The sequence below is a fragment of the Bradyrhizobium sp. genome (assembly GCF_016213215.1).
Lineage (GTDB): Bacteria > Pseudomonadota > Alphaproteobacteria > Rhizobiales > Xanthobacteraceae > Bradyrhizobium.
In genome coordinates this window covers 1-18,784 of record NZ_JACRAW010000163.1, presented here as the reverse complement: position 1 = coordinate 18,784, position 18,784 = coordinate 1, and the positions used below count along the sequence as shown (strand labels likewise).

10 protein-coding genes are annotated in these 18,784 nt (G+C 64.0%); 7 read left to right on the top strand and 3 right to left on the bottom strand.

Annotated features, from left to right (window positions below; all coding sequences use genetic code 11):
* Nucleotides 1-5 precede the first annotated feature (5 nt).
* Genes treS through treY form a run of 5 tightly spaced genes read left to right on the top strand, consistent with a single transcriptional unit; the run spans nt 6 to nt 12,069 of the window.
* Entirely contained in the window at nt 6-3,308 is a 3,303-nt protein-coding gene (gene treS / locus HY852_RS26850) for a maltose alpha-D-glucosyltransferase (RefSeq protein ID WP_291607987.1), read from the top strand.
* Nucleotides 3,301-5,448, top strand: a complete 2,148-nt coding sequence (gene glgB / locus HY852_RS26845) for a 1,4-alpha-glucan branching protein GlgB (protein WP_291607986.1) — start codon at nt 3,301-3,303, stop codon at nt 5,446-5,448. Before treS ends, glgB begins: the two co-directional genes overlap by 8 nt.
* 3 nt (nt 5,449-5,451) lie before the next feature.
* Nucleotides 5,452-7,527: a glycogen debranching protein GlgX gene (gene glgX / locus HY852_RS26840; protein ID WP_291607985.1), complete on the top strand. Its 2,076-nt coding sequence runs from the start codon at nt 5,452-5,454 to the stop codon at nt 7,525-7,527.
* On the top strand, nt 7,524-9,281 hold the full coding sequence (gene treZ / locus HY852_RS26835) for a malto-oligosyltrehalose trehalohydrolase (protein ID WP_291608108.1): 1,758 nt from the start codon (nt 7,524-7,526) through the stop codon (nt 9,279-9,281). Before glgX ends, treZ begins: the two co-directional genes overlap by 4 nt.
* Nucleotide 9,282: 1 nt before the next feature.
* Nucleotides 9,283-12,069, top strand: coding sequence for a malto-oligosyltrehalose synthase (gene treY, locus HY852_RS26830; RefSeq protein WP_291607984.1), 2,787 nt, complete (start codon nt 9,283-9,285; stop codon nt 12,067-12,069).
* Between the two features lie 24 nt (nt 12,070-12,093).
* On the opposite strand, the gene HY852_RS26825 is transcribed toward treY, so the two are convergent.
* A complete protein-coding gene (locus HY852_RS26825; protein ID WP_291607983.1) occupies nt 12,094-12,405 on the bottom strand; it encodes a polyhydroxyalkanoic acid system family protein in 312 nt (103 codons plus the stop codon).
* A gap of 173 nt (nt 12,406-12,578) precedes the next feature.
* Here HY852_RS26825 and HY852_RS26820 point away from each other — a divergent pair, with 173 nt between their 5' ends.
* Nucleotides 12,579-12,743 carry a DUF3309 family protein gene (locus HY852_RS26820; RefSeq protein WP_291607982.1) on the top strand — a complete coding sequence of 55 codons (165 nt, stop codon included), beginning with the start codon at nt 12,579-12,581 and terminating at the stop codon, nt 12,741-12,743.
* 123 nt (nt 12,744-12,866) lie between these two features.
* Here HY852_RS26820 and ligD read toward each other — a convergent pair whose 3' ends face one another.
* The gene (gene ligD / locus HY852_RS26815; protein WP_291607981.1) at nt 12,867-15,548 is read right to left on the bottom strand and encodes a DNA ligase D; all 2,682 of its coding nucleotides are present in this window, start codon (nt 15,546-15,548) and stop codon (nt 12,867-12,869) included.
* A gap of 119 nt (nt 15,549-15,667) precedes the next feature.
* Between ligD and HY852_RS26810 the strand changes: the two genes are divergently transcribed.
* Nucleotides 15,668-16,552, top strand: coding sequence for a Ku protein (locus HY852_RS26810; protein WP_291607980.1), 885 nt, complete (start codon nt 15,668-15,670; stop codon nt 16,550-16,552).
* Nucleotides 16,553-16,600: 48 nt separating this feature from the next.
* On the opposite strand, the gene HY852_RS26805 is transcribed toward HY852_RS26810, so the two are convergent.
* Nucleotides 16,601-17,872, bottom strand: a complete 1,272-nt coding sequence (locus tag HY852_RS26805; RefSeq protein ID WP_291607979.1) for a DUF892 family protein — start codon at nt 17,870-17,872, stop codon at nt 16,601-16,603.
* Nucleotides 17,873-18,784 lie beyond the last annotated feature (912 nt).

Sequence of the window (18,784 nt, the reverse complement as noted above, 5' to 3'; positions counted from 1 at the left end):
GCGTCATGAACGTGCTGTCCTCGATAGAGACCAGGGAAGTGCGGACGACTGAGGTCGTCGACGAGCTTTGGTACAAGGATGCCATCGTCTACCAGCTTCACGTCAAGGCCTTCGCCGACAGCAACAATGACGGCGTCGGCGACTTCGCCGGGCTTACGGAGAAGCTCGGCTATTTGCAGGATCTCGGCGTCACCGCGCTGTGGCTGCTGCCGTTCTATCCCTCACCCGGCCGCGACGACGGTTACGACATCGCCGACTATGGCTCGATCAATCCCGTCTTCGGGACGATGAAGGACTTCAAGCGCTTCATCCAGGAGGCTCAGCGGAGGGGCTTGCGGGTGATCACCGAGCTCGTCGTCAACCACACCTCCGACCAGCACGATTGGTTCAAGCGGGCCCGGCGCAGTCCGCCGCATTCGAGCGCGCGCAACTGGTATGTCTGGAGCGATATCGACCAGAAATACGCCGGCACGCGCATCATCTTCACCGACACGGAGAAGTCGAACTGGACGTGGGATCCGGAAGCCGGCGCATTCTACTGGCACCGCTTCTTCTCGCACCAGCCGGATCTCAACTTTGACAATCCTCGCGTGGTCAGCGCCATCCTCCAGGTCATGAAGCGCTGGCTCGACGCCGGCGTCGACGGCTTCCGGCTCGACGCCATTCCCTATTTGTGCGAGCGCGAGGGCACCAGCAACGAAAACCTGCCCGAGACTCATGCCATCATCAAGAAGCTGCGACAGGAGCTCGATGCCTATGCCAAGGGCAAGCTGCTGCTCGCGGAAGCCAATCAATGGCCGGAGGACGTGCAGGAATATTTCGGCCGTGGCGATGAATGCCACATGGCCTATCACTTCCCGCTGATGCCGCGCATCTACATGGCCATCGCGCAGGAGGACCGCTTCCCGATCACCGACATCCTGCGCCAGACGCCGGAGATACCGTCGAATTGCCAATGGGCGCTGTTCCTGCGCAACCACGACGAACTGACGCTGGAAATGGTGACCGACGTCGAGCGCGATTATCTGTGGTCGACCTATGCGACCGACCCCCGCGCCCGCATCAATCTCGGCATTCGCCGGCGCCTTGCGCCGCTGATGGACAACGATCGGCGCAAGATCGAGCTGATGAACTCGCTGCTGCTGTCGTTCCCCGGCACGCCGATCATCTATTACGGCGACGAGATCGGCATGGGCGACAACATCTACCTCGGCGACCGCAACGGCGTGCGCACGCCGATGCAATGGAGCCCGGACCGCAACGGCGGCTTCTCGCGCTGCGATCCGGCGCGGCTTTACGCGCCGCTGATCATGGACCCGGTCTACGGCTACGAGGCGGTCAACGTCGAGGCGCAGTCGCGCAGCCTGTCCTCGCTGCTCAGCGCCACCAAACGGCTGATCTCGGTACGGAAATCAACCCTCGCCTTCGGGCGCGGCAGCATGACCTTCATCCGCCCGGCCAACCGCGCGGTCATCGCCTATGTCCGGCAATTTGGCGACGAGGTCATTCTGTGCGTCGCGAACCTGTCCCGCGCTGCACAGGCGACCGAGCTCGATCTTGCGCCCTGGAAGGAGCGCATCCCCCTGGAGATGCTCGGCCGCACGCGCTTTCCCGCGATCGGCGAACTGCCCTACATGATCACGCTCGCCCCTTATGGCTTCTACTGGTTCCAGCTCCAGGAGCGCGATAAGTCGGAGCCGGTGATCCCGCGCGCGGTGCAGGAGTTCGAGACCCTCGTCGTGCCGGTAAACTCCACCTGGGTTTCGCTCGCCCACACCCGAAGTGTGTTCGAACGAGACGTCCTGCCGGGCTTTCTGGCGCGGACACGCTGGTATCCCGAGCGTAACCCGAAGGAAATTCATCCGAGAGTCACCTCGGCCGTGCCGTTCTGCGACATCGGCGACAACCGGCCGTGGCTTGCCTTCTTCGAGACCACGCAGCACGGCGTCCGCTCGCGCTATGTGCTGCCGATGCAGATCGACTGGGTTCGGTTCGATCGCGAGCGCTACAATCCGAGGGCCTTTGCTGCCGTGCGCCAGGGCGCACGGGAAGGAACGCTGCTGGACGTCGGGTCCGAGCAAATCTTCATAGCGCTTCTGCTTCGCAACCTCAGCCAGTCGCTGGTTATCGAGGAAAACGGACTCAGGCTCGAGTTCAGGCCGACCAGCAAGTTTGCCGAGTGGGACGCCACGCAGCCGGAGCGGGTGCGCGCCGTCGAGACGGAGCAGTCCAACAGCACCGCGCTGGTCGACAACCGATACGTGGTCAAGATCTATCGCAAGCTCGAGAGCGGCATCAATCCCGAGATCGAGATGGGGCATTATCTCACCGAGGTTGCCGGCTTCGCCAACACGCCGGCGCTGCTCGGCAGCGTCGAACTGGTCGATGGCGAAGAGCGCAGCGCCATAGGCGTCGTCCATGCCTTCGTTGCAAACCAGGGCGACGGCTGGACCGTGACATCGGCCTATCTCGATCGCCATGTCGACGAGCAACGCCTGCTGACCGGCGCGGAGGCCCCGGGAGACAGCGAGGAGCTGGCGCCCTACTCCCGCCTCATCTCTCATACCGGCCGGCGTCTTGCCGAATTGCACATGGCGCTAGCCGCCGACACTGAAATGGCGGACTTTGCGCCCGAGCCGATCCGCCCCGAAGACGTGCAGCGCTGGATTGACGACATTCTGGCCCGCGCCGAGCGCGTCTGTGCTGCTTTGAGCCGGCGGCGGGAGATGATCAAGGAGGTCGACCGGCCCCTGCTCGATCAATTCCTGGCCCGCACGGCGTCGTTGCCCGGCCGGCTGCACCTGTTGTTGCCCGCCGACGTCGACGGGCTGACTATCCGTCATCATGGTGACTTCCACCTCGGGCAGATCTTGATTGTGAAGGACGACATCTTCATCATCGACTTCGAGGGCGAGCCGCGCCGGTCGTTGGCCGAGCGGCGGCGCAAGGCGCCAGCCGCGCGCGACGTCGCCGGGCTGATTCGCTCGATCGACTATTCCGTCACGGCGGCACTCGACAGGGCGATCAAGGTCGCCCCCGACGAGCACGGCCGGCTTGCGACCGCGCTCGCCGAGTGGCGCGAGCGCTCGACGGCCGCTTTCCTCAATAGCTACCGCGAGACCATGACCAACAAGCGCCTGTGGCCGGTGGATGCGCATTCGGCCAATGGTTTGCTTGATTTCTTCCTGCTGGAAAAAGCATTGTACGAGGTCGAATATGAGTTGGCCCACCGGCCCGACTGGCTGCGCGTGCCATTGACCGGGGTGCTTCGAACACTCTACGAGCCCGCGAGCGAAGGTGATGAATAACCTGCCTACCGAGGCCTATGCGATCATCGAAGGTCGCCACTCCGATCCTTTTCACTACCTTGGGCGTCACCCCGAGGGCGATAAGGCCGTGATCCGCGCCTTCCTGCCCGAGGCCGTCGACGTCGAGGCGGTCGGCGAGCATGGCGAGGTCGCAAAGCTCGAGCGCATCCATGAGGCCGGGCTGTTTGCCGGGACGTTTCCGAACGGCTCGAAGCGCTACCAGTTGCGCGCCCGGTTCGGCGACAATGTCGTCGAATTCGACGACCCTTACCGCTTCCCGCCGATCCTGGGCGAATTCGACCTTTACCTGCTCGGCGAGGGCACCCACCAGCGCCTCTACGAAATGCTCGGCGCACATCCGATGACGCTCGAGGGCGTCGACGGCGTCGCCTTCGTGGTGCTGGCGCCGAACGCCCGGCGCGTCAGCGTGGTCGGAGATTTCAATTGCTGGGACGCCCGGCGACATCCGATGCGCGTGCGCGGTGTCGGCTATTGGGAGTTGTTCGTCCCGCATGCCAAGCCGGGCGACCGCTACAAGTTCGACATCATCGGTCCTCACGGTGGCAATTTACCACTAAAATCCGATCCCCTGGCCTTTGCCAGCGAATTGCGGCCGAACACCGCGTCCATCGTTTTTGACGAGGCAAGGCTGCCCCGGCCGCGCCCGGCTCCCGAGCGAATCAACGCGCTCGCCTCGGCGATCTCGATCTACGAGGTCCATCTCGGCTCGTGGCGGCGCAATGGCCAGAATGAGTGGCTGTCCTATCGCGATCTCGCCGAACAGCTTACGGCCTACGCGCGCGACATGGGCTTCACTCACCTCGAATTCCTGCCTGTGAGCGAGCACCCGTTCGACGGCTCCTGGGGCTATCAGCCGACCGGGCTATACGCGCCGACCAGCCGTTTCGGCGCACCTGAGGATTTTGCCGCGCTCGTCGATGCCTGCCACCGCGAGGGTCTTGGCGTCCTGCTCGACTGGGTGCCCGCACATTTCCCCGATGACCCGCACGGGCTCGCCCATTTCGACGGCACCGCGCTCTACGAGCACGCCAATCCGCTGCAGGGCCGCCATCAGGACTGGGGCACCCTGATCTACAATTACGGCCGCACCGAAGTGGTCAATTTCCTGGTCTCTAACGCGCTGTTCTGGCTCGATCGCTATGGCGTCGACGGCCTGCGCGTCGATGCCGTCGCCTCGATGCTCTATCTCGACTACAGCCGGCCGTACGGCAGCTGGATTCCCAACCGGGAGGGCGGACGGGAAAACCTGGAAGCCATCTCCTTCCTGCGCCGCTTCAACACCGAAGTGTTCGGCCGCTTCCCGCAGGCGACCACCGCCGCGGAAGAGTCGACCGCCTGGCCGCAGGTGTCGCGACCGGTCGAACATGGCGGGCTCGGCTTCGGCTACAAGTGGAACATGGGCTGGATGCACGATACGCTCAACTACATCAGCAAGGATCCGATCCATCGCAGGTACCACCACGGCGACATGCTGTTCGGGCTGCACTACGCCTTTTCCGAGAACTTCATCCTGCCGCTGTCGCATGATGAAGTGGTGCACGGCAAGCGCTCCGTCCTGGGGCGCATGCCGGGCGACGCTTGGCAGCGCTTTGCGAACCTGCGCGCCTATTACGGCTTCATGTTCGGCCATCCCGGCAAGAAGCTGCTGTTCATGGGCAACGAGTTCGCCCAGGAGCGTGAATGGAATCACGACAGCTCGCTGGACTGGCATCTGCTCGAGCAGGAACGCCATGCCGGCATAAAGGCGCTGGTCCGCGACCTCAATCGGCTCTATCGCGCCCTGCCGGCGCTGCATGAGCTGGATTGCGATTCGGCCGGCTTCGAATGGATCATCAGCGACGATGCCGACCGCAACGTGTTCGCCTGGATGCGCAAGGGCAACGAGGCCCGCTCACGCTGCCTCGTGGTCGTAAATTTCTCGCCCAACGTATATCATGACTACCGGGTCCGCGTGCCATTCCCGGGCAAGTGGCACGAGGTGCTCAATTCGGATTCCGCGCACTATGGCGGCAGCAATGTCGGAAACGTCGGTGAAGTCACTACGCAGGGCAGGCTCGTACCCGAGCTCAGCCTCACCATCCCGCCCCTGGCCGCGATCTTCCTCGTTCCGGAAAGCTGACGCATGAGACTGACCGCCGGAACATCCACGCGTCTTGGCGCAAGCTGGGACGGCCGGGGGACCAACTTCGCGCTGTTCTCCGCCAATGCGCGCAAGGTCGAGCTCTGCCTGTTCGACAGCCAGGGCCGGCGTGAACTCGAAAGGATCGAGCTGCCGGAACGCACCGAAGACGTCTGGCACGGCTATCTCAACGACGTCTCGCCAGGCCAGCTTTACGGCTATCGGGTCTACGGCCCCTACGAGCCGGAGCACGGCCACCGCTTCAATCCAAACAAGCTGCTGATCGACCCCTATGCCAAGCGCGTCGCGGGACGGCTGGTGTGGAGCGACGCCCATTTCGGCTACCGCACCGGCAGTCCGCGCGAAGACATGTCGTTCGACCGACGCGACAACGCGCGCGGCATGCCCAAGGCCGTGGTCGTCGACGAGACCTTCAACTGGGGACGGCGCGAGATCAGTCCCGGCATCCGCTGGGAAGACACCATCATCTATGAGGCGCACGTCAAGGGCCTGACCAACAAGCGCGAGGACGTGCCGCCGAACCTGCGTGGCACCTTTGGCGGCCTCTCCTCGCCCGCCATGATCGAGCACCTGAAGCGGCTCGGCATCACCGCGATCGAGCTGCTGCCGATCCATGGCTTTGTCGACGACCGCGTGCTGGTGGAAAAGAAGCTCGTCAACTACTGGGGCTACAACACGCTGTCCTTCTTCGCGCCGGAACCTCGCTACGCCCAGGACAACCCGCTCGATTCGTTCCGCACCACCGTGGCGCGGCTGCACGATGCCGGTATCGAGGTGATGCTCGACGTCGTCTACAACCACACCGCCGAGGGCAACCATATGGGCCCGACGCTGTGCTTTCGCGGCATCGACAACGCCTCCTACTACTGGCTGAGCCGCGAAAACCGACGCTACTACGATGATTTCACCGGCTGCGGCAACTCGGTCAACCTCACCCATCCGCGCGTGCTGCAGCTGGTCATGGACTCGCTGCGCTACTGGGTCGAGGTCTGCCACGTCGACGGCTTCCGTTTCGATCTCGCCACCACGCTGGCGCGCGGCCCGAACGGATTTGATCGCGGCGGCGCCTTCCTCGCGGCGGTACGTCAGGATCCGGTGCTTGCGACCGTCAAGCTCGTCGCCGAGCCGTGGGATCTCGGGCTTGGCGGCTATCAGGTCGGCGCCTATCCGTCGCAATGGTCGGAATGGAACGACCGATATCGGAGCGCAATGCGCCGCTACTGGAGCGGCGAAGGCAGCCTGATCGGCGATGTGTCAAGGCGGATGACCGCCTCCTCCGACCTCTTCAACCACGATCACCGCAAGACGCGCGCGAGCATCAATCACATCACCGTGCATGACGGTTTCACCCTGGCGGACCTGTTCAGCTACAACCAGAAGCACAACGAAGCCAATGGCGAGGGCAATCGCGACGGCTCCAACGACAACCACAGCAATAACTGCGGGGTGGAGGGCGCTACCGACGATCCGACGATCATCGAGCTGCGGCGGCAATTGCGGCGGAACCAGCTCGCCTGCCTCTTTCTCGCCCAGGGCACGCCGTTGATCCTTGCCGGCGACGAGGTCGGCAACGCGCAGCACGGCAACAACAACGTCTATTGCCAGGACAACGAGACCGGCTGGGTGGGCTGGGACAACCTCGGCCTGGAAGGCGAGGACATGACCGACTTCATCGGTCAAATGACCGAAATTCGCCGGCGATTTCCCCAGCTGCGCAGCCAACGGTGGCTCGATGGACGGCGGAAGGACGGCTCCTACGGGGTGCTGTGGCTGACGCCCGCCGCGGAAGAAATGAAAGAGTCCGACTGGAATTTTCCCGAGGGACGATTTCTCGCGTATGTGCTCGGGCCGTTGGAACCAGGCGGCGCTGCGATCTTTATTGTCTTGAACGCCGCCCCCGAAGAGATCGCATTCAAATTACCCAAAATAACCGAATACAAGAGCTGGCAGCAGATCCTGAACACGACGGAGGCAAGGCTCAACACCGTCGAGTTCCTGCCCGGCGCCGACAGCAAGGCTCCGCCCCGCTCGGTGCTGGCCTTTACAGGCACGGCATAAACGAGCGCCGCTTCGGCGCGACTTTGACGAGGGATGGCGTCTCTTTCCGGATCTGGGCCCCGGCCGCAAGGCGCGTCGACGTGGTGCTGGACAGGCCCGTTGAAATGCAGCGCGACGAACGCGGATGGTTTTCCGCCACGGTCGCTGGATTGAAAGCCGGCACGACCTACAAATTCCGGATCGACGACGAGCTCGACGTGCCGGATCCCGCGTCCGACTTTCAGCCGCACGATGTCGCGGGCCCGAGCGAAGTCATCGATCACGACAGCTTCGTATGGCGCGCGACGGGTTGGCGCGGCCGGCCATGGCACGAAACCGTGCTGCTGGAGGCGCATGTCGGCACGTTCACCCCGGAAGGCACGTTTGCCGCGACGATCGACAAGCTCGACCACCTGCTCGAGACCGGAATAACCGCGCTCGAACTGATGCCGCTGGCCGATTTCGCGGGCAATCGCAACTGGGGCTATGACGGCGTCCTGTGGTACGCGCCCGACAGCGCCTATGGCCGCCCCGAAGACCTCAAGCGCCTGATCGACGCGGCGCACCTGCGCGGGCTGATGGTCTTTCTCGATGTGGTCTACAACCACTTCGGACCCGAGGGAAATTATCTCGGCCGCTATGCGCCCCAGTTCTTCACCGAGGCCCAGACGCCCTGGGGCAGCGCCATCGACTATCGCATCGAGGAGGTGCGCGCGTTTGCGATCGGGAACGCCCTCCACTGGCTGCGTGATTACCGATTCGACGGATTGCGGCTGGATGCCGTGCATGCCGTCGCCGAGCACGGCGAACCTTCCGTCCTGCACGAGCTCAGCCTTGCGGTCGGCAATCTCGTCAAAGAGACCGGCCGCCATATTCATCTCGTTCTGGAGAACGACGACAACGCATCGGACCTGCTCGATTCCCGCGCCAACCCGCCACGAGGGAAATATCGCGCGCAGTGGAACGATGACTACCACCACGCCTGGCACGTGTTCCTGACCGGCGAAAGCCGGGGCTATTACGGCGACTATCAACGCTCGCCGCGTGGCGACATCGCCCGCGCGCTCGGATCCGGCTTCGTCTACCAGGGCGAAGTCTCCGAACATCGCGGCGGAAGGAAGCGCGGATTGCCGAGCGGCGATCTTGCGCCGACCGCCTTCGTCGACTTCCTGCAGAACCACGACCAGATCGGGAACCGGCCGCTCGGCGACCGGATCGAGACCATCGCCGACCGGAAAGCGATCGAAGCGGCGCTCGCAATCACGCTGCTCGCCCCATCGATACCCATGCTGTTCATGGGCGAGGAATGGGGCGCGAAGACTCCTTTCCCGTTCTTCTGCGGCTTCGAAGGCGAGCTTGCCAGGGCCGTGCGCGAGGGCCGCCGCCGGGAATTCGACTGGGCCTACGCCAGATATGGCGAGGAGATTCCCGATCCGCTCGATCCGGCCACGTTCGCGGCCGCAAAGCTCGACTGGGATGATAGAGCCGGCCCGGGCAAGGATCGTCTCACGCTGGCGCGCAAGCTGATTCTCGTGCGACGGCAGGAGATCACGCCGCGCCTTGCCGGCGCCAGCTTCGGCAAGGCGAACGCGACTGAAGTCGGCCTCCTGACCGCACATTGGCGGATGGGTGACGGCAAAACGCTGCACCTGAGCGCCAATCTCTCGGGCAGCGAAATCACCGGTCCGAACGAGACCGTCGGCACGCCGATCTGGGGCGGCGAAGCCGGCGCAAGCCTTCCGCCCTGGTCGGTGTTCTGGCGCCTCGGAGGATGACATGCCTCCGGTCATTCCGATCGCGACCTATCGCCTGCAGCTGACCGCGGATTTCAATTTCGAACGCGCGGCAGAAGTCGTCCCCTATCTGAAGGCGCTCGGCATCACGCATCTCTATGCGTCGCCCTTCATGAAGGCGCGCAAGGGTTCAACCCACGGCTACGACATCGTCGACCACACCAAGCTCAACCCGGAGCTCGGCGGCGAAGCGGGCTTTGCCCGCCTGAGCGAGTCCTTGAAGCAGCACGATCTCGGCCTGATACTCGATTTCGTCCCCAACCATGTCGGCGTGCATTTCGCCGACAATCCCTGGTGGCTGGACGTGCTGGAATGGGGGCCGGGCTCGCCGCACGCACCTTCCTTCGACATCGACTGGGAGCAATTGCCCTACCGCGCGCGTGGCGGCGTGCTGCTGCCGATCCTCGGCTCATCCTATGGCGAAGCACTGGAAGGCGGCGAGATCGAGCTGCGGTTTGACGCAAGCGAGGGCAGCTTTGCCGCCTGGTATTTCGAGCACTGCCTGCCGATCGCGCCCGAGCGTTATGACGAAATGTTGCGGGTGATCGTCAAGGAGGCCGGCGCGGAAGACAGCGAGGCGGGACGTAACGTCCTCGCGCTCGCCTCGCACTATCGTGGCCTGCGCCGTCCCAATCGTAGCGAGGCCCCGATCTTCAAGGCCGAACTGAAGAATATCCCCGGGGCCGCCGAGATCATCGAGCGCGGCCTTTTCGCCTATCGCGCCGCAAGGGACCGGCCGGCGCGAACGCTCGCCCTGCACCATCTGCTCGAGCGCCAGCACTACAAGCTCGGACATTGGCGATTGGCCTCGAGCGACATCAACTACCGGCGCTTCTTCGACATCAATACGCTGGCTGGACTGCGGGTCGAGGATGCCGGCACCTTCCAGGCCATCCATCGCACGGTGAAGCGGCTGATCGCGGACGGCAGGCTGCATGGCCTGCGGCTCGACCACATCGACGGCCTGCGCGATCCCGGACAATATTGCCAGCGCCTGCGCAAGCTGGTCCGCGACGCGCAAGGCGGCGCCCCCAGGCCCTTCTACACGGTGATCGAGAAGATTCTCGGCGAAGGCGAGAAGCTGCCAAAGTTCGCCGACCTTTCCGGCACTACCGGCTACGAATGGCTGAACCTCCTCACCCGTGTGCTGATCGACCAGAAGGGATCGGACGCGCTCGACGAGATCTGGCGACAGATCAGCAACCGTCCGCCCCGGCTCGAGCCTTACCTGAAGGAAGCAAAGCGCCGGGTGCTGGAGACGCTGCTCACCAGCGAATTCACCGTGCTGAGCCGCCTGCTCGCGCGCATCGCCAACGGCCATTATTCGACGCGCGACTATTCCGCCGACAGCCTGCGCCAGGCGCTCGAACTGTACGTGCTGCACTTCCCGGTCTATCGGACCTACCTCACGGCGGCCGGGCCAACCGCGCATGACCGCGCGCTGATCTCGGAGACCATCGAACGCGCCCGCACGGAATGGTTTGCCGCCGACGAAGGCATCTTCGACTTCCTGCGCGAGGCACTGACCATGGACCTGATCAAGCCCGGCCGGCCCCCGCACAGCGCGCCACGCGTGCGCCGCTTCGCGTTCAAGGTTCAGCAGTTCACCGGGCCGATGATGGCAAAGTCGCTGGAGGACACCACCTTCTATCGCTATCACCGGCTGCTCGCGCTCAACGAGGTCGGCGGCAATCCGGCGGCCGACGGCGTCCCGAGCACGGCCTTTCACCAGACGATGAAGGAGCGCGCGAAAGACTGGCCGCATGGCATGACCGCGACTGCAACCCACGACACCAAGCGCGGCGAGGACGCGCGCATGCGCCTGGCCGCGCTTTCCGAAATCGCCGGCGAATGGACCGGCACGGTGGCGCGATGGAAGGTGCTCAATGCACCCCATATCGTTCTGAAGGGCAACATGCGCGCGCCCTCGACCACCTTCGAATACTTGCTCTACCAGACGCTGCTCGGGGCCTGGCCGCCCGGCGGGCTCGATGAAGTGCTTGTCGAGCGCATCCAGGGCTATGCGCTCAAGGCCGCCCGCGAGGGCAAGGAGGAAACGAGCTGGCTCAATCCCAACGACAGCTATGAAGCGGGCGTGCGGACATTCATCGAAAGGATTCTCGACCGCTCGCGCTCGGCCGAGTTTCTCGCCTCGCTCGAAGAGCTAGGCAAGCGCGTCGCGCTCTTGGGCACGCTCAATTCGCTCAGTCAGCTCACGCTGAAAGCGACCCTTCCGGGCGTACCGGATTTCTATCAGGGAACGGAATTCTGGGACCTGTCGCTGGTCGACCCCGACAACCGGCGCCCGGTCGATTTCGGCGACCGCGCATCCATGCTCGCCGGCCTGGAGAAGCCGGACTGGCCTGCGCTCATCCGCGCCTGGCCCAACGGCCACGTCAAGCTCGCCTGGACCCGCCGGCTTCTCAAGCTGCGGAATGAACGGGCCGAGACGTTCACCCATGGCGACTACGAGCCGCTCCCGGTAAGCGGGGCGCACGCCGATCATGTCCTTGCCTTTGCGCGCCGGCACGGCCGCGATGCCGCGATCACCGTGGTCGGAAGGTGTTTTGCGCCATTCACCGATGCCGGCCGGCGCTGGCCCGCGGCCGACGCCTGGGATGCCGCGGTCGATCTGCGAGGCTACGACGTAGCGGGGCTCGATGCAGGCGAGCTGCCGCTTTCGCAAGCCTTCGATCGGCTTCCCGCCGCGGTGCTGCAAGCGCAGATCAAGCTTGCGTCCAAGCTGCCACGAAAACGCGTGCGCGCCTGAATACGTGGACCTGATCGGCCGCGCTCACTTGTCCTTGGTGAGCAGCAATTGCCCGCGGCTGCGAATGGCGGTTTGGGCGACTTCGGCAAAGCGCTGCAGCAGCCACGGCAATACGACTTCGAGGCGAACGTGATCGTCGGCGACGTCGATCTGGCCGGAGGCGACCTGCCCGAGCGCGCGGACGCGGAAGTTCATGCGATCGCCCTGCCAGCGCTCCTCGTCCACGCTCAGCACGGGGACGCTCGCGGCGGCGCGCGCAAGGCCACCTTTCAGGCGGCGCGTCGCCTCCTCGCGGCCAAGGCGATGCGGAATCGAAACGACCAGCGGTGCGGACATCGCAAGACTCTCTGCAAATCTCCTCTCATGTAGTTCGGCGCGCGTCGAAATGAAGGGGCAGCGCCGCACCCGGCCACGAGAGCAGGAACCTTTGTACGTTGAACCCGTTTGTACGGCGAAAGCAGACCAGCCGATTGAACGGCCCTCACGGCGAGGGCCGAGGAGTGATTCGCATGTCCATTGGAACCATCATTTTGATTATCCTGATCATCGCCCTGCTCGGCGGTTTCAGCGGCATCGGCGGCGGCCCGTTCTACGGCACCGGCTATTATGGCGGCGGCGGGCTTGGGCTCGTGATCATTATTCTGCTGATCCTCGTGCTGATGGGAAGGATCTGAACAGCACCACTTCTTCGAACACCGTCGTTCCGGGGCACGTCCGCGCGAACCCGGAATGTCGCGCCGCAACTTGGGGGATTCCGGGTCTGCGCCGTGCGCAGCCCGGAATGACGTGCGCGACGGCTATGCCTTCTCGGCCAGCTTCCCGGCCGCCGCCTTGATCGACGATGCCGCATCGTCATAGCCGTGCCACGCCTTGCTGCGCGCCAGCAGCTTCGGCACGGTGCGCAGCGTGTAGCGCTTGGGATCGAGGTCGCTTTTCACCTGGGTCCAGGTGAGCGGCATCGAGACGGTGGCGCCTTGGCGGGCGCGCGGCGACAGCGGCGCCACGGCGGTCGACATGCGGTCGTTGCGCAAGTAGTCGAGGAATATCTTTCCCTTGCGCAGGCGCTTGGACATGTTGAGCAGGAAGCGATCGGGCTCGTCGTCCGCCATCCATCGGCAAACGCCCTGTGCGAACGCTTTGGCCTGCTTCCAGCTGACCTTGTCCCTGGCGCCGTAGAGCAGCGGCACCACGACGTGCAGTCCCTTGCCGCCGGTGGTCTTGCAGAAGCTTTCCATGCCGAGGTCGGCAAGGCGCTGCCGCATGTCCCTGGCCGCGTCAATCACGTCGGTGAAATCGACGTCCGGCGCGGGATCGAGATCGAACACCAGCCGTCCCGGCGTATCATAGGCGTATGGCGCGCAATTCCAGGGGTGCAACTCGACGGCGGCGATCTGCGCCACCGCGGCTAGCCCCTCGATCCGGTCGATCTGCACGTAAGGCTTGCGGTCGCCCGACACCCTCGCGAGCTCGACCAGGTTCGACGTGCCGCGCATGGCGTGGCGCTGGAAGAAGCATTCGCCGGTGATGCCGTCGGGCGCCCGGATCAGCGAGCACGGGCGGCCTTTCAGATGGACGATCATCCATTCGCCGACGGCCTCGAGATAACGCGCGAGTTCGAGCTTGGTCACCGGCTCGCCGTCGCCGCCGTCCGGCCACAACTCCTTTTCCGGCTTGGAAATGACCACGCCCATCACCTCCGCGTTCTTGCCTTCGGACGCCACCCGGCGAGGCTTGGCCGCCTTCCTGGGCGCAGGTTCGACAAGCTCGGCCTTGGCAGGCGCTTCTGCCTCTACCTCGGCCGCCGGTTTGTCCTGCCGCAGCCCCTTGAAGGAAGCCTGGCGGATATTGCCGTCGGCGGTGAAGCCCGCGAACTCGATCTCGGCGACCAGTTCGGGCTTGAGCCAGTGGACGTCGCGGGTCTTGCGCGGCGCATTCTTGCCGCCGAACGGGCTGGTATCGGACGCCGCCTTCTTCAACGCTGGCATGATGCGCTTCACCGTGTCGGCGCCGAAGCCGGTGCCCACCATCCCGACATAGGCGAGATGATCGCCGCGATAGACGCCCGCCATCAGCGAGCGGAACTTGCCGCTGGTGGTCTTCCAGCCGCCGATCACCACTTCATGGCCGGCGCGGCACTTGGCCTTGGTCCAGCTCTCGGTGCGCCCGGAGCGGTAGGGCGCGTCCAGCTTCTTCGACACCACGCCTTCGAGCTCGAGCTTGCAGGCCGACTGCAGGACGGCATCGCCGCTACTTTCGAAATGCTCGACATAGCGAATCCGGCGCTCCTTGCCCTTGCCGCGCGCTTCGAGCAGCTTCTTCAGCCGCGCCTTGCGCAACGAGAGCGGCAATCGTCGAAGGTCCATGCCATCGGCGAACAGCAGGTCGAAGGCAAAGAATAGGAGATTTTCGGTCTTGCCGTCGGACAGCGCGGCCTGCAGGGTGGAAAAGTCCGGCGCGCCGTTATGGTCGAGCGCGACGATCTCGCCGTCGATCATGACATCAGGCAGATCGCGACCCTGCTTGGCGATCGCGCCGAACTTGCCGGTCCAGTCGAGGCCCTTGCGGGTCTTGAGCGTGGCCTCGCCGCCCTCGACCCTGAGCTGGACGCGATAGCCGTCGAACTTGATCTCGTGGCACCAACCCTCGCCGCCGGGCGGTCGATCCACCGGCGTGCAGAGCTGCGGCGGCACGAAATCCGGCATGGCAGAGACGGGCTTGCCTTCCAGCTCCTTGCCGGCCACCGGCCTGCCCCTGGCAACTTCCGCCGTCCTCGCCTTGAGAGCCATGCGCGGTGCCGGCTTGATCGTGCGCGTCTCCGCCTTGTCAGGGCGATCGGACTGCCACACCGCATCGGCCCTGGCCCGCGTGCCCTTCGCGAGCATGAAGGGTTTAGGCGCGCGTCCCTTGCGTTCCGCAATCTGTTCCATCGAGCGGCTGGAGGCGACGGAGTGGTCCTCCTCGAGAATGTTGTTGTCGCTGCCCTCGCGCGCATATTCGTCGCGATGCTTGATCAACAGCCAGTTGGTGCGCTTGCCGCCGGCGCGGTCGTTGCGCATGCGCACCAGGACCCAGCTGCCATGCAGCTTGTCGCCATGAAGGGTGAACTTCAGGTCGCCCTTCTTGAAGCCGGCTTCCGGGTCCTCCGCCTCCCAATAGCCCCGGTCCCACAACATGACGGTCCCCCCGCCATATTGTCCTTCCGGAATGGTGCCTTCGAAATCGCCGTAGTCGAGCGGATGGTCTTCGACCTCGACGGCAAGGCGCTTGTCGTGAGGATCGAGCGAAGGCCCCTTTGTCACTGCCCACGACTTGAAGACGCCGTCGAACTCGAGCCGGAGATCGTAATGCAGCCGCGTCGCGTCGTGCTTCTGGATGACGAAGCGCCGACGTTTGGACGGCGCCACGGCGACTTCGCCGGACGGCTCCGGCGTCCTGTCGAAATCGCGCTTCTTTCGATAGGTGGAGAGGTTTCTCAGCACAACCGGTCCCGCACTTCCTGAAAGCGTTAGAGCCTACGACGCCCGAAGGCCCACCCGGAACCAAAACCCCGAACATCCGTTGGGGTTCCGAGAACGCCTTGAAAACGCTGGAGATAGCAATGGCTCCCCGCGCCTATTGGAAAGGGACTCTGAAGCTGTCCCTCGTCACCTGCCCGGTGGTGCTCTATCCAGCGGCGACCGCGGCCGAGAAGACCCGCTTTCACCTGATCAACAAGGACACCGGCAACCGCCTCAAGCAGCAGATGATCGACTCCGAGAGCGGCGAGGCGATCGAAAGCGACCAGAAGGCGCGCGGCTACGAGCTGCGCAAGGGCGAATATGTCGAGATCGACAAGAAGGAATTGGAAGCGGTCCAGATCGAAAGCAACCACACCATCGAGATCGACAGCTTCGTGCCGAAGGCCGAGATCGACCAGCGCTTTCTGAACAACCCCTACTACATCGCTCCGGGCGGCAAGGTCGCGGCCGACGCCTTCGCCGTGATCCGCGACGCCATGAGGGACAAGGACCGCGTCGCGCTGGCGCGGATCGTCCTCACCAACCGCGAGCACGTCATGGCGATCGAGCCGCTGGGCAAGGGCCTGCTCGGCACCACGCTGCGTTATCCTTACGAACTGCGCGATGAGCACCAGTTCTTCGAAGACATCAGGAGCCCGAAGATCACCAAAGACATGGTCGAGCTCGCCGGACACATCCTCGACACCAAGGCCGCGCATTTCAATCCGTCGAAATTCAAGGACGAGTACGAGGACGCGCTGAAAGCGCTGGTCAAGCGCAAGGCTGCCGGCAAGCCGATCGAACTTCCCGTGCGCGAGGAGCGGCCCGACAACGTCATCAGCCTGATGGACGCGCTGAAGCAGAGCCTGAAGGGCGGACGCGGGAGCAAGGGCGCGTCACGATCGCATTCGCGCCGCACCACAAGCCGCCATCGCCCTACCCGGAAGGCCCATCGCTCCGCCGCCCGGCACCGCAAGGCGGGCTAGGGTCCGTCGCCAGGTGCGCGTGGAGAGCACCGGAGCGCAACGTACTTGTCATTCCGCCTGTTCGAGAGCAGCCGGCATCTTGGCCACGGACATCAGCGAGCGCGACACCTGATTGAGAAGCACGTCGGCATTCTCTTCCTCCGCGAGGGATTTGCACAGCAACCCCACGATCGCGCTGTGCCGGAGCTGCTGGGCCAGATTGCGCGCAGTAGTATAGCCGGACATTTCGTAGTGTTCGATTCGCTGGGCGGCGGCGATCAGGCCGAGATCGGAGGCCGCATCTTCCTTTCCCTCGCCTTTCTTCATCACTTCCGTGCCTTCCTCTATCAGGCCCATCATGCCCTTGCATGGTTTAGCGCGGGGACTCTCGCCCAGCAGCTCGAAACATTCATTGATGCGCTCGATCTGATTTTCGGTTTCGGCCAGATGCTGTTCGAACAGCTCTCGCAACTGGACGAACCGTGCAGCTTGCGCCATTTTGGGCAGCGCCTTGGTCAATTGCTTTTCGGCGTGCAGGATGTCGCGAAGCTCTTCGAGCAGGAGGTCCCCGAGCCCTGCCTCGTCCACCGGGGGCGAGCTCTCGGTCACGATCGGCGTGGCTCCGCCAGGCTCGGAGGCTTGCAGGGCTGGTGACTCCGTGAAGACCCAGTCGCCGCCTTCGTTCCATGGCCCGGAGGTGTCGATCTCGCCATGGTCGCCCGTGCCGGTGGAATCGTTGAAGAACTGGTTCACGAGGCCTGGGGTGGGCGCGATCCGGCCGATGCTGAAGGCCGGTTTGGACAGGCTTTCGAGTGCCAGCGAAAACGCCTTCATATGCGTGATCTCGCGCGTCATCAGGAACTGCAGGGCGTCCTTGGACCCGGCGTCGTCGCAGAAATTGATCAGCCGCTCGTAGACGATCTTCGCGCGCGCTTCGGCGGCGATGTTGCTGCGCAGGTCGACATCGAGTTCGCCGGTGATCTTGAGATAGTCGGCCGTCCACGGATTGCCTTGCGAGTTGAACAGGTTGATGCCACCGCCTCCGGCAATCGCGATCAACGGATCCGCTTCAGCAGCCTGGCGGTCGAATTTCGACGGTGCGAGATGCATCCGCGCGAGGCAGCCCACGACCTCGAGATGGCTGAGCTCTTCCGTCCCGATATCCATCAAGAGATCCTTGCGGTCGGGATCTTCGCAGTTCAGTCCCTGGATCGAGTATTGCATTGCGGCCGCAAGTTCGCCGTTAGCGCCGCCGAACTGCTCAAGAAGCATATTGCCGAATCGAGGATCGGGTTCGTCGACGCGCACGGTGAACATCAGCTTCTTGACATGGTGGTACATGAGGGGACCCCGGAGTGGAGGAAAGATAGCCGACAACGAGGCCTCGAAATGATCGTTCCCATTGCGCCTCAAAGATTTGACCTGCGGATGCTGCGCGGCGCCGACGACCCGGACAGCGTCCCTGCCGTCTCCCGGCCATGGACCCGCTCCACCATCCGCTGCCGTGCAAAACTTCGGCTGAGCACAAGGCGGGAATGGCCGAGCCAAATCCTTTGCGCACCTCGCATTCGCTTTCGGCGATCGGCCGAAGGATGGTAGGCACACGAACCACCCAACCTACCCGACAGACAAGTTTCTCGACTTTTTCAAACAAAGGAACATGGTCGTGCCGGCGCGATTCGCCACATTCGGCATTCGACGCGGACTCGTCACCCGGCGTGACGGGGCCCGGAAAACGCCGAATGCTGCCCGGCGGGCAAATCGTCTCAAATCCTGTCAACCCTCCGGATCAAAAATATTTCTCTTTTACCGAATTCGGAATTGGCGTATATGCGACCTGTCTCACCCGATACGAGGGGCGGTCGTACGTCGTCACGAAACGCGGGCTTGGGATGCGGTGGACGCGACTGCGTCGGGCGCGAAGAGCGTTGCAGGGCGGACCTCAAGTCCGTGAGCAAGGTTTTCGCGTGGACGAACGGCGCTGAAAGCCTCTTCGCTCAAGGCTTCGAGGGTGAGCACACGCCAGCCGTCGAACGCCGGGCGAGATGTGCGCGGACGGTCAAATCGTGTGGTCCTGGCGCCCGAAGCTGCCGCAACCCCGTGGGAGGCGTCTTGCTCCAACCGGATGCGAGACGCCAAAGAATCCGCGCGGCGACGGTGGCAATAGAGCTCGTCTCACCGGGGAGATCACGACATAAGCCGTTAAAACCATTCGCGCAGGGAAGGCCGGGTTGCTTCCGGCTGCCCTGTGGT